Here is an 11,992-nt window from a genome sequence, read left to right as displayed (position 1 = left end):
GATGAGCACCCCCGGCGGTCCCGACGACCCCACGCTCATGCGCAACCAGCCGGTGCTGCAGTCGCCCAGGCGCCGCTGGTGGCTCATCCCCGGCCTGCTGCTGGCCGCCGCCGGCATCGCGTCGCTCGCGGCCGCGCTGCCGCTCGGCCCGGCGCTGGCCGGCACGGGGATCGGCATCGTCGCGGCGGCGGCGATCGCCATGGTCGTCGTCGCCTTCGCGGTGCGCCGGCCGGTGGTGCGCAACCGCGTGCTGGCCGCACTCATGGCGCTCGCGGCGCTCGTGTCGATCGTGCTGCTCGTCATCCTGCTCGGCGCCACCCGCGTCTGAGCACGGGCTCAGACGAGCGGCATCAGGCCCGCGTAGGCGCGGCGCGAGTCGTGCGTGCCCGCGCCGTCGAACACGCGCGCGACGTCGCCGTCCGACCACCGCCGCCAGTCGACGCGACCCTCGCGGATGAACGACAGCGCCGCCCCGTGGTACGCCCGCGCCAGCGACTCCGGCGGGTTCGGCCCCGCCACCCGATCCACCTGCGGCGCACCGAGCACGTCGAAGAAGAACGGCACGTCGAGGCAGTGCATCGCCCAGTGCCGCGTGGGCGAGACCCACGAGAACGCGTAGACCCACGTGTCGGGCGACGCCGCTCGCGCCCGCGCGGCGCGCACGACGTCGCGGCGCATCGTGGTGTCGCTCACGAACCGGCCGAGCAGCCGCCGCGGGCCGCGGGCGCGCAGCTCGGCGTTTGCCGCCAGGTACGCGCGGCGCCGCTCGCCCCGCAGCCCGAGCACGCGCAGCAGCAGCGGCAGCGGCACGAGCCGCACCGCCCGCGGCAGGTCGTCGGCGATCATCGAGAACTCGTCGTCCATCCCGCCGACGACGAGCGGCTTGTCCGACCCCGTGCCCGCGGCGAGCGACGCGATCGTGGGCCGCACGATCAGCTCGCCGTCGACCGAGGGGCCGATGTTCGGGATCCCGCCGTCCAGCGCGCGGCCCAGCGCGCCCAGCCCGCCGCTGAGGGGATTCGGCAGCAGATCGTGCAGCCGCTCGGGCGGCACGGCGGCGAACGCGGCCGCGGTGGGGCCGGCGACGCCCGCCGCGGCCGCGACCGCGCGCGAGACCGACTGCGCCGCCTCCTCGGGGATCGTCACGGCGGTGGGCGACATGCTCCAGGCGTGGCGGAAGAGGTGCTGCGCGGCGGGCATGCCCAGCAGCGTGAGCACCGCGCCGCCGCCCGCCGACTGCCCCGCGAGCGTCACCCGATCCGGGTCGCCCCCGAACGCCGCGATGTTGCGCTGCACCCACTCCAGCGCCAGCAGCCAGTCGCGCACGCCGCGGTTGGTCGCGCCGTCGCTCACCCAGCCGAAGCCGTCGAAGCCGATCCGGTACGAGATCGCCACCGTCACGACGCCGTCGCGAGCGAACGGCGCGCCGTCGTACCAGGGCGAGACGGGCGAGCCCGACACGTATCCCCCGCCGTGGATGTACACGAGCACCGGAAGCCGCGCGTCCGGCCCCGGCGACGGGGTGAAGACGTTGAGGTTGAGGACGTCGTCGCCGGGGATCGACGGCTCGGAGATGAGCGTCACACCGGTGTCGCCGCGCTGCGGGGTGGCGCCGGGCCGCGTCGCGTCGCGCACGCCGTCCCAGGCCTCGGCCGGCTCCGGCGCCGCGAATCGCCGCTCCCCCACAGGCGGACGCCCGTAGGGCACGCCGAGGAACACCGCGCACGCGTCGCGCCAGGCCCCGCGCAGACGCCCCATGTCGACGCGCACCTCGGGCGCGCTGCGCTCGGTCGTGGTCCGCGTCGCGTCGTCGGTGTGGGATCCCGTCACACCGCGACGCTACGGGGCGCGGCGACGCCGCCGCAAGGCGGGCGTCAGGCCACCGGCTCCACCGTGGGCGCGCGATCGTCCCTCGCGCGCGCCGCCCACACCGCGCCGGCGCTCGCGACGACGACGAGCGCGATGCCGGCGATCTCGAGCCACTCCAGTCGCTGGCCCAGGATGAGGAAGCCGGCGAGCGCGGCGGTGGCCGGGCCGAGGCTCATGAGCACGCCGAACGCCGACTCGCTGAGGCGCCGCAGCGCCGCCAGCTCGGCCGCGTACGGGATGGTGGACGACAGCAGCGCGACGGCGGCGCCCAGCGCCAGCAGCGAGGGATCGAGCAGCGCGGCGCCCGCATCGACGATGCCGAAGGGCAGGGCGAGCACCGCGCCGACCGCCATCGCGAGCGCGAGCCCGTCGAGCCGCGGGAAAGCGCGGCCCACGGCGGCGCTGCCGCGGATGTAGCCCGCCCAGCTCACGGCCGCCACGAGCGCGAAGGCCACGCCGACCGGGTCGAGCTCGCCCCACCCGCCGGCGCCGAGCGCCGCCACGCCGGCGAGCGCGAGCCCCGCCCACAGCCAGGCCGCGCGGCCGCGGGCCAGCGCGACCGAGAGCGCGAGCGGCCCGAGCACCTCGATCGTGACCGTCACGCCCAGATCCAGGCGCTCGAGCGCGAGGTAGAACGTGCCGTTCATGAGGGCGAGCACGGCGCCGAAGCGCACGACCGCGGTCCAGTCCGCGCGCGAACGGCCGCGCAGCGACGGCCGCGCGATGGCGAGCAGGACGAGCGCCGAGAACACCAGGCGCAGCATCACGATGCCGAGCGGGCCGGCGTGCGGGAACAGCAGCACGGCGATCGACGCGCCGATCTCCTGGCAGGCCAGCCCGAGCACGACGAGGCCGAGGGCGACGGGGGCGCCCTGCCGCGCCGCGGCGCCCCCGTCGTGGTGCACCGGCGGCGCGGCCACTAGCCGATCGGGCAGATCGCGCTGGCGGCGACCGCCTCGTGCATCGACTCCGCCGTCCACGGCAGCCCGAACTCCGGCTGCGTCTGGCCGGAGGCGGCCGGCGCCTTCGAGGCGATGGCCGCCAGCTCGCGACCGAGCAGGCCGACGATCCCGCCCTCCGAGGCCGAGTTGTTCAGCACGACCGCCACTGCCATCCCCGTGGCCGGATCGGCCCACACGCTCGCGGCGTAGCCGGGGATGGACCCCTGCTGCCCGAGGAGCGTGCCGGCCTGGAAGGCGCCCCCGCCGTACTGGAACCAGGTGTCGGCGTCGGGGTTGACGGGGAGGTTGTGGTCGAAGCGGCCGTTGTCCTTCTCCGCGAGCGAGTTCGCGGCCAGGATCTGGCCGTAGCGCCCGAGGTCGCCGATGGTCGAGACGACGCCCGAGTCGGTGAAGCCCACGCTCGCCGAGAGCTCGCTGTAGTCGGCGGGCGCCACGCATCCGGCGTCGCGGTCGGCCTGGGACGAGACATAGCCCGGCAGATGACGGGACGTCGTCGACGGCACGGCGGCTGCATCGCCCGGCAGCGCCGTCTGCCGCAGTCCGCCCGGCTCGAACACGTACTGGTTCATCAGCGTGGACGCGCGGTGGCCCGAGGCGTTCTCCAGCGCCTGGCCGAGCAGCAGGTAGGCCACATCCGAGTCGCGGTACGCCGCGCCCGGCACGCCGCGCTCCTGGGCGAGGCCGTAGGAGGCGAGCTCGCGGGGGTTCCACTCCCGGGCGGGGGTGGTGTAGACGGCGTCGGCGGCCGTGCTCCACGACTCACCCAGCCCGCTCGTGCCGTCGCACAGCTGCTGCAGCGTGATGTCGCCCGGATCCTCCGCGGCCAGGTCGGGGACGCTGGGCACGTGCTCGGCGATCGAGTCGCCGAGGTCGAGCGTGCCCTCCTTCGCCAGGTCGTACAGCACGTCGCACGTCATCGCCCGCGTGACGTCGCCGATCCGGAACGACATGTCGGTCGTCACCTCGGATCCGGCGCCCTCCGGCTCGGTCGTGCCCACGCCGGCCACCCACGTGCCGCTCCACGGCACCCAGACGCCGACGATCGCGCCGGTCGCGCCCGAGGCCTGCACGGCCTGGTCGACGGCCCCGCGCAGCTGGTCGACGGTCTCGCCCGGCAGCTCGGCCTCGACCTGCGACGGCAGCGCGACGTCCGGGGCCCGCGACTCCGAGCACGCCGTCAGCGCCAGACCGATCGCCATCAGCGCCGAGAGCGCGGCCGCGCCGCGCCGTGCCTTGCTCCGCATTCCACTCCCTCGGTCCAGAAACTCGAGTCTAAGCCGTGGCGGCCGCCCCTCCCCGCGAACCCGCCCTCGATCCGCGAACCCGCCCCGGATCGGGCGCGGGCTCGGCGAGCGGGCGCGGGCTCGGCGTCAGCTCACGCGCATCTGGGCGCCCTGGCGCTCCCACACGCCGCGCATGAAGCGGCGGACGTCCTCGTCGACGCGGATGTCGCTCGGCCGCAGCGGGCGGGTCAGGTAGAGGCCGTCGAGCGAGGTGAGCCGGCTGAGCGCCACATAGGTCTGGCCGGGGGCGAAGGCGCCGGCGCCGAGGTCGACGATGGCGCGATCGTAGGTCTTGCCCTGCGACTTGTGGATCGTCACCGCCCACGCCAGGCGCAGCGGGAACTGGGTGAACTCGGCCACGACCTCGCGCGTGAGCTTGCGGGTGTGCGGGTCGTACGCGTAGCGGTACTTCTCCCACACCGAGGGCTCCACCTCGAACTCCTCGTGGTCCACCTCCACCCGCACCGTGTCGCCCACGATCTTCGTGACGGTGCCGATCGTGCCGTTCACCCAGCGCGGCGGCTCGCCCTTGGCGCCCGCGTCGTTGCGCAGGAACATCACCTGCGCCCCGACCTTCAGCTTCAGCTCCTCGTCGGCCGGGTACGCGTCGCCGCGGCCGAAGTCGCCGCTGATGTCGGCCCGCGCCTTCTGCTCGCGCCCCGGCAGCTGGGCCAGGTGCTTGGCGTTGATCGCGTTCACGCGGTCGTTGCGCGTGGCGAGCGTGATGACCGGATCGTGCGGATCGTCCGGCGGCGTGCGCGCGCCCGTGGCGTTCAGGACGTCGGCGATCTCCTTCGTCACCCGCCCATAGCGCACGGCGTTCAGCATCGCCTTGAATCCGTCGTCCGACTGGCGGTGGATATGGGTGAGCTCGCGGATGTGCAGATCGGCCCCGTGCCTGCCGAGGTCGATCAGCCCGTCGGACGCCGGCGCCTGCCCCGCCCACACGTGCGCGTCGAAGAACCAGAACGAGCGGTAGTGGTCGGCGATGTACCGCGCCTCGTCGCCGCGCGGCGGCACGGGCGCCAGCTGGTACGGGTCGCCGAACATCACGATCTGCACGCCGCCGAACGGCTCCGCCCGCCGCCCCCGCGCCTGCCGCAGGGCCCGGTCGATCCCGTCCATGAGATCCGCGTTCACCATCGAGATCTCGTCGATCACGAGCGTGTCGATCGCGTTCAGGATCTTGCGGGTGGCCTCGTTCTGATCCAGGTCGCTGTCGGCGATCAGGCCGATCGGCAGGCGGAAGAGCGAGTGGATCGTCTGCCCCTCCACGTTGAGCGCGGCCACGCCGGTGGGCGCGCAGATCGCGATCTGCTTGCTCGTGTTCCACGTGAGATGGCGCAGGAGGGTGGACTTGCCGGTGCCGGCGCGACCCGTGATGAAGACGTGCTCGCGCGTGTCCTCGATGAGGCGGAACAGGGCTTCCTGCTCCGCGGACAGGACGGGCGCGCTCACCCGTCCATGCTAGGGCGCGCGGGCGGCGCATCTCGGTCGCATATCGACCGGGGCGATGCCCAGGCGTCGCGCAAGCGGCGTTCATAGACTGTCGCCATGCAGCAGGGGGAGCGGGGTGAGACGGCACTGGCCGACCCGCCGGCGGGCGCCGTCGCCGCCCCCGCGGCACCGTCACCCCGCAGGTGGACGGGCCTGGAGATCGCGATGACGGTCGTGATCGGCGCGCTGCTGATCGCGGCGATCGCCACGGGGTTCGCCTCGCTGTACCGCGGCTTCTGGGGCCCGAGCGCGTTCGCCGAGCGATACGTGCAGCTGATCGCCGAGGGCCGGGCGGCCGACGCGCTGGCCGTCGACGGCGTGGCCGTCGACACCGCCGAGCTCGAGGCGGCGGGCCTGCCCGCCTCCGCGCACGACGCCCTGCTGCGCTCCACCGCGCTGGGCTACGACCTCACCGACATCCACGCGGTCGAGGAGCGACAGGTCGACGGCGACACCGAGGTCTCGGTCGCGTACCGGATCGACGGCACGACGGCCGAGTCCACCTTCCGGATCTCCCCGTCCGGCTGGAGCGGCCTCGTGCCGGCGTGGAGCTTCGCCCGCAGCCCCCTCGCCGTCGTGCAGGTGGGGGTGCACGGCTCCATGAGCTTCGCCGTGAACGGGTTCGAGATCGACAAGCGCCAGGTCTCCCCCGACGGCATCGACGCGGATCCGCTCGCGCCCGTGTCGCTGCTCGCCTTCGCGCCGGGCATCTACGAGGTCTCCGTCGACACGCCCACCACCGCCGCCGAGCCGCAGCGCGCCCTGGTGGACGAGCCGCTCACGGCGACCGCCTTCGACCTGCAGGCCGCGCCGACGCCCGAGTTCCTCGACGTCGTCGCGGAGCAGGTGAGCAGCTTCCTCACCGGGCAGTGCGCCTCGCAGCAGGTGCTGCAGCCGGCCGGGTGCCCCTTCTGGGTGTCGCTGGAGAACCGCCTGGCCGCCGGCACCCTGCCCACCTGGTCGGTCGTGCAGGAGCCGCCGATCGAGCTGGTCCCGGACGGCGCGTACTGGCGCATCGCCGAGGCGAGCGGCCTCGCCCACATCGAGATGGACGTGCAGTCCATCGCCACCGGCCGCATCACCCACGTCTCAGAGGACGTGCCGTTCACGATCGACGGCACCGTCGAGATCCTCGCCGACGGCACGGCGCAGATCCGGATCGGCGCCCCGCTGCTCGAGGGCTGACGCCCCACGCCCGGCCCGGGGCGTCGCGGCTGGATGCCCGCGGCTAGATGCCCGCGCGCTGGTCGCGCTCCGCGAGCGCCGCGAGCCGGGCGTTGTACGCCTCGAGCTCGGCGTCGCCCGTGCGGTCGGCGTGACGGTCGCTGCGCCGCTGCTGCCGCTCGTCGCTGCGGCTCCACTGGATCGCGACCGTGATGGCCGTGATGGCCGTGGGTATCTCGCCGATCGACCACGCGATCCCGCCGCCGATGTACTGGTCCTCCAGCGGCGTGGGGCCCCAGGTGCGGCCCATCGCGCCGTACCACTCCGCCACCATGAGGCCCGTCTGGCTCATGATGGCGATGCCGAAGAAGGCGTGCATCGCCATCACGACGATGAGCGTGACGAGCCGGCCCGCGTAGGGCAGTCGGTACGGCACGGGATCGATGCCGACGAGCGACAGCACGAACAGATAGCCCGAGATGAGGAAGTGCGCGACCATCCACTCGTGGCCGAGGTGGTCGTACAGGCTCCACCGGAACAGGTCGCTGAAGTAGAACAGCCACAGCGATCCGATGAAGATGCCCGCCGCCACGAGCGGATGCGTCAGCACGCGCGCGACGGGGCTGTGCACGGCCCACAGGATCCACTCGCGCGCACCACGCGATCCGTCCTCGCGACGATGGATGGCGCGGGCCGCGAGCGTGACGGGCGCCCCGGGCACGAGCAGCAGCGGGATCGCCATGCTCAGCAGCATGTGCAGCAGCATGTGCGCGCTGAACAGGTAGTGGCCGTACGCGTTGAGCGGCCCGTTCGTCACCCAGATGAGCAGCAGCATGCCCAGCACCCACAGCGCCGTGCGGTACAGCGACCACGCGTCGCCGCGGCGGCGCAGCCGCCACACGCCGGCCAGGTAGAACGCGATGCCGAAGACGCCCACGAGCAGCCACAGCGGGTCGAGCTCCCACTCGGTGAGCAGCCGCGCGGGGGTGAGCTCGGGGGGCAGCGGCGCCTCGGAGAGGATCTCGGCGGGCGTCTGCGCGAGCGGCGCGTCCTCGCCGACGGGCGGGGCGGATCGGGCGAGCGCGGCGGCGGCGCCCGAGGCGATGCCCATGAGCGCGAGCTCGAGGGCGATCACCCACCAGAACGCGCCGCGGCGCTCGCGGGCGATGAGCCGCGCGCGGTACCAGGCGCCGAGCGCGCCCATCGCGAGCAGCGCGACGATCTTGACGCTCATGACGATGCCGTAGGGCGTCGTGACGAGCTGAACCGGCGAGGTGAGCGCGGCGAACGAGCGGATGACGCCGCTGGCCGCGACGAGCAGGAACGCCACGAGCGCGATCGACGAGTAGCGCTCCAGCACCGTGCGCACGCGGTCGGCCTCGAGGAGCGGCCGCACCACGACGAGCAGCAGCAGGCCCCCGAGCCACGCCGCGGCGCCGAGGATGTGGATCGCCATGGTCGTGACGACGAGCCCGTGCGTGGCGAGATCGCCCGAGTGCCCCTGGGTGGCCATCGGCAGGAGCGAGACCGCGGCCAGCGCGGCCGTGAGGAGGGTGGGGATCCAGCCCCGCACCGCGAAGGCGAGGACCGTGACGAGCGCGGCGACGACCGTCGTGATCAGCCACGTGCGGCCGAGCTCGGTGTCGACGAGGAACCGGCCCAGCTGCGCGCCGAACTCCGGACCGGCGCTCAGCTGCGCGTTGAACACGTCGAGGAAGGTGAGGAAGGCCACCGTGCCCGACGCCACGGTGAACACGGCGGCGCCGATCGAGGCGGTGTCGAGCGAGGCGTCGAACTCCCGCTCGCCCTGACGCATGGCGAACAGCGCCAGCACGAGCGAGCCGAGCATCGCCGCGGCCGAGAGGTTCACGAGCAGCTTGGCCACCGGCAGGCCCCACCGCACGAGGGGCCCGGCGTCGCCGATCGCCAGGGGATCCGCCCCGCCCGCGAAGGCGAGCGCCCACGCGACGGCCGCGACGGCGGCGAGGAGCAGGATCGCCGGGCCGGCGACGCGCAGGAGGCGGGGAGTCACCCGATCAGCCTATTTCGCGCCGCCTGAACGAAGACGCGACAAGGGCCGCCCCGGAGGGCGGCCCTGGGAACGCGGTCTTACTTGACGGCGCTCTTCAGCTTCGAGCCGGCGGTCACCTTGACGCGCTTGCCGGCCGGGATCTTGATCTCGGCGCCGGTCTGCGGGTTGCGGCCGGTGCGAGCGGCGGTCTCGACCTGCTCGAAGGCGATCCAGCCGGGGATCGAGACCTTCGAGCCCTTGGCGACGGCCTCGGACACGGTCGTGAAGAGCGCGTCGAGCACGCTCGAGACGGCGGCCTGGCTCTGACCGGTCGCGCTCGCGATGCTCGCAACGAGCTCGGTCTTGGTGATGTTCTTGTCGGCCATGTCATCCTCCAGCGGCGAAGGACGCCGCAGAACGTGGTGTTATCGGCCGGGAGCGGTTGCCCCCGGGTGGTCGTTCGACCGCCTTGAATGTATCAACGAGCCCCGGCATTCCGCGGATTTTCGCGGCTTTTGCCGCAATCCGGGCGGCGTGTCGCCCCCGCGGCGTGACGGATGTGACGGATGAGGCCGTCCGTCAGTCGTGCAGCAGACGCAGCGCGGCCACGACGTCGCGGTGCCAGCGGCGCGCGGCGGGCAGCACCCCCGCGTACACCGCGGCGTCGTGCGGCACGCCCAGGTACTGCACCGCGCTGGCCTCGACGCCGGCCTCGCGCAGCGCCGCCGCGTACGCCGCGCCGTCGCCGCGCAGCGGGTCGTACTCGGCGGTGAAGACCACGGCGGGCGGCAGCCCGGCCAACGACGCGGCCCGCATCGGCGAGGCCAGCGGGTTCTTCGCGTCGCGGCGGTGCGGCAGGTACGTGCGCGCGACGGAGAGGAGCTCGCGCGCCATGATGATGGTCGGGATGCCGAGCGCGCGCGTGGCGGCGAAGTCGATGTGGCGGCCGGTGAGGTCGACCACCGGCACCTCGAGCAGCTGCCCGCGCAGGGGCAGGGCGTCCCTGTCGCGGTTGGCCAGGGCCACGGCGGCGGCGATGTTGCCACCGGCCGACGTGCCCTGCAGGGCGACACGGCCCGCGTCGAACCCGAGCTCGTCGGCGCGCTCGAAGAGCCAGCGCAGCGCGGCGAGCCCCTGCTCCACCTGGGTGGGGAACTTCTGCTCGGGAGCGAGCGCGTAATCGACCGCCACCATCGCCACGCGGGCCTCGGCCGCGCGCCGCCGGTTCACCGCGTCGGTCGTCGGGAAGTCGATCCCGCCGATCCGGAACGCGCCGCCGAAGAACGTCAGGCAGGCGGGGATCGGACCCTCGGCGGCGATGTCCCAGTCGGCGGCCGGGTAGTAGACGCGCACCCGCACGTCGGGGTAGCCCTCGACCGGCACGACGTGCTCGGCCGTGCGCACCTCCGGGCCCGGCACGCCGGACTTCGCGAGCTCCTTGCGATCCCAGTTCCTCGCCTGGCGCCGGTGCGCTGCACGCCGTTGCGAGGCGTGCGGGCGGTGCTCCCTGATCGCCTTCTGCGTCTCGGCGCGGGCGGCACGGCGCGCGACGTCCTTCTCGGCGGGGCTGGCCGCCTCCACGCCCTGCTCGGCCGTCGGCCGCATGAACCAGGGCCAGCCCAGACGCGTCTTCAGGCGGCGCAGCACCTGGGAGACCCAGTACTTGCGCTCGCGCCTCAGTCGCTCGGCGAAGAGCGGATCCAGCTGCATACGCCGATGCTATCGGCGCGGCGATGGGGCCGCCGACGCGAAAGGGCGGGACCTCCCGGAGGAGATCCCGCCCTTGTCGCTGCTCTGGTGCTTACCAGGACGACGGTGCCGCCAAAGTCGAGCTGATTACCAGCTCGACTTGGTCACGCCGGGCAGCTCGCCACGGTGCGCCATGTCGCGGAAGCGCACACGCGAGATGCCGAACTTCGTCAGCACACCGCGGGGGCGGCCGTCGATGGCGTCACGCGAACGCACGCGCACCGGCGAGGCGTTGCGGGGCAGCTTCTGCAGCCCGACGCGGGCGGCCTCGCGCTCGTCGTCCGACGCGTTCGGGTCGACGAGCGTCTTCTTCAGCTGCGCACGCTGCTCGGCGTAGCGCGCCACGATGACCTTGCGCTGCTCGTTACGCGCGATCTTGCTCTTCTTGGCCATGGATCAACGCTCCTCTCGGAACTCGACGTGCTTGCGGACGACCGGGTCGTACTTCTTCAGCACGAGGCGATCGGGGTTGTTGCGGCGGTTCTTCTTGGTCACATAGGTGTAGCCCGTGCCCGCGGTCGAACGCAGCTTGATGATCGGACGGATGTCCTGAGCCTTCTTGGCCATTAGAGCTTCACACCCTTCGCGATCAGGTCCTTGACGACCGACTCGATGCCGCGGGCGTCGATGACCTTGATGCCCTTGGCCGAGACGTTCAGCGTGACCTTACGGCCGAGCGACGGAACGTAGTACGTCTTCTTCTGCACGTTCGGGTCGAAGCGACGCTTCGTCCGTCGGTGCGAGTGCGAAATGTTGTGACCGAATCCAGGCGTGGCGCCGGTCACCTGGCACACAGCAGCCATGGTTCACTCTCCTTCAATACCGTGACCCCGGACGGGACCACCCAAGATCTCTTGTCTGCACATGCCGCACCCGCCCTCGCGGGCTGTGTTCAGGTGGGGAATGCACGAACTACGCGCAGGAGTGCGCGCAGACAGTGTTCTACACTACCAGAACTCTCGCCCTCGTCGGACCCCGCTTCGCGGGGCCGCTCCTCGGGCTCGGGCTGTCGCGGGGGCCGCGTCAGCCGCGCACGCGGGACTCGCCCGCTGCGCGCACGCCTTCGGCGTGCACTTGCGGGCTCGGACCGTCGCGTCGCGACGGCCGCGCGTGGGGCGGGCGCAATGGCGCCCGCACGCTCGGGCGCCGCTTCGCGGCGCCCATCGCAGAGTGAGCGGTCGGGCCGCACAGAGCGTGTCCGCAGTTCGGCCCGTGGGCTCGGTTGCGGTGGTCGCTTCATCTCCGCGGCTCCGCCGCTCCGTTCAGCAACCGATCACGTCGAACCGATCACTGTGCGAGCGAAGCGACCATGGCAGTTGCGGTGGTCGCTTCGACCGGGGGGTGCCCCTATGTCTCTTGTCAAGCGGCGAGGGCCGGTTCGGGAAGGCGTGGCTGGTAGAGGGTGCCGTCGCGGAGCATGGCGTAGAGGACGTCGGAGCGGCGTCTGGCGAGTGCGA

General features: G+C 73.1%; 12 protein-coding genes. 2 read left to right on the top strand and 10 right to left on the bottom strand.

The features are described 5' to 3' along the window. The first annotated feature begins 1 nt into the window (after nt 1). Nucleotides 2-328: a hypothetical protein gene (locus tag ACYVJ0_RS01965; protein WP_449853107.1), complete on the top strand. Its 327-nt coding sequence runs from the start codon at nt 2-4 to the stop codon at nt 326-328. A gap of 8 nt (nt 329-336) precedes the next feature. Here ACYVJ0_RS01965 and ACYVJ0_RS01960 read toward each other — a convergent pair whose 3' ends face one another. From ACYVJ0_RS01960 to ACYVJ0_RS01945, 4 genes are all read right to left on the bottom strand, one after another. Further along, nucleotides 337-1,830 (bottom strand): carboxylesterase/lipase family protein, encoded by a 1,494-nt coding sequence (locus ACYVJ0_RS01960; protein WP_460815646.1) that lies wholly within the window; start codon nt 1,828-1,830, stop codon nt 337-339. A 44-nt stretch (nt 1,831-1,874) separates the two neighbouring features. Beyond that, nucleotides 1,875-2,789 (bottom strand): EamA family transporter, encoded by a 915-nt coding sequence (locus tag ACYVJ0_RS01955; protein WP_460815644.1) that lies wholly within the window; start codon nt 2,787-2,789, stop codon nt 1,875-1,877. Then, complete coding sequence (locus tag ACYVJ0_RS01950; protein WP_460815643.1) at nt 2,789-4,075, bottom strand: serine hydrolase domain-containing protein; 1,287 nt, start codon at nt 4,073-4,075, stop codon at nt 2,789-2,791. Before ACYVJ0_RS01950 ends, ACYVJ0_RS01955 begins: the two co-directional genes overlap by 1 nt. A 126-nt stretch (nt 4,076-4,201) precedes the next feature. Next, nucleotides 4,202-5,572 carry an ATP-dependent DNA helicase gene (locus tag ACYVJ0_RS01945; protein WP_449853103.1) on the bottom strand — a complete coding sequence of 457 codons (1,371 nt, stop codon included), beginning with the start codon at nt 5,570-5,572 and terminating at the stop codon, nt 4,202-4,204. Nucleotides 5,573-5,668: 96 nt separating this feature from the next. On the opposite strand from ACYVJ0_RS01945, the gene ACYVJ0_RS01940 reads away from it, so the two are divergent. Beyond that, on the top strand, nt 5,669-6,796 hold the full coding sequence (locus tag ACYVJ0_RS01940; protein WP_460815641.1) for a hypothetical protein: 1,128 nt from the start codon (nt 5,669-5,671) through the stop codon (nt 6,794-6,796). Nucleotides 6,797-6,839: 43 nt separating this feature from the next. Here ACYVJ0_RS01940 and ACYVJ0_RS01935 read toward each other — a convergent pair whose 3' ends face one another. The 6 genes from ACYVJ0_RS01935 to rpmB form a co-directional block, all read right to left on the bottom strand. Continuing rightward, nucleotides 6,840-8,807, bottom strand: coding sequence for a cytochrome c oxidase assembly protein (locus ACYVJ0_RS01935; protein ID WP_460815640.1), 1,968 nt, complete (start codon nt 8,805-8,807; stop codon nt 6,840-6,842). Nucleotides 8,808-8,884: 77 nt separating this feature from the next. Continuing rightward, complete coding sequence (locus tag ACYVJ0_RS01930) at nt 8,885-9,172, bottom strand: HU family DNA-binding protein (RefSeq protein WP_460815639.1); 288 nt, start codon at nt 9,170-9,172, stop codon at nt 8,885-8,887. Between the two features lie 193 nt (nt 9,173-9,365). After that, complete coding sequence (locus ACYVJ0_RS01925) at nt 9,366-10,496, bottom strand: alpha/beta hydrolase (RefSeq protein WP_460815637.1); 1,131 nt, start codon at nt 10,494-10,496, stop codon at nt 9,366-9,368. A gap of 126 nt (nt 10,497-10,622) precedes the next feature. After that, complete coding sequence (rpsN, locus tag ACYVJ0_RS01920) at nt 10,623-10,928, bottom strand: 30S ribosomal protein S14 (protein ID WP_449853099.1); 306 nt, start codon at nt 10,926-10,928, stop codon at nt 10,623-10,625. A 3-nt stretch (nt 10,929-10,931) separates the two neighbouring features. Further along, nucleotides 10,932-11,102 (bottom strand): 50S ribosomal protein L33, encoded by a 171-nt coding sequence (rpmG, locus tag ACYVJ0_RS01915; RefSeq protein WP_067026508.1) that lies wholly within the window; start codon nt 11,100-11,102, stop codon nt 10,932-10,934. After that, the gene (gene rpmB / locus ACYVJ0_RS01910) at nt 11,102-11,338 is read right to left on the bottom strand and encodes a 50S ribosomal protein L28 (RefSeq protein ID WP_261166782.1); all 237 of its coding nucleotides are present in this window, start codon (nt 11,336-11,338) and stop codon (nt 11,102-11,104) included. Before rpmB ends, rpmG begins: the two co-directional genes overlap by 1 nt. Between the last annotated feature and the right edge of the window lie 654 nt (nt 11,339-11,992).

The organism is Microbacterium petrolearium, from assembly GCF_054782875.1.
This window is presented reverse-complemented; position numbering and strand designations above follow the sequence as displayed.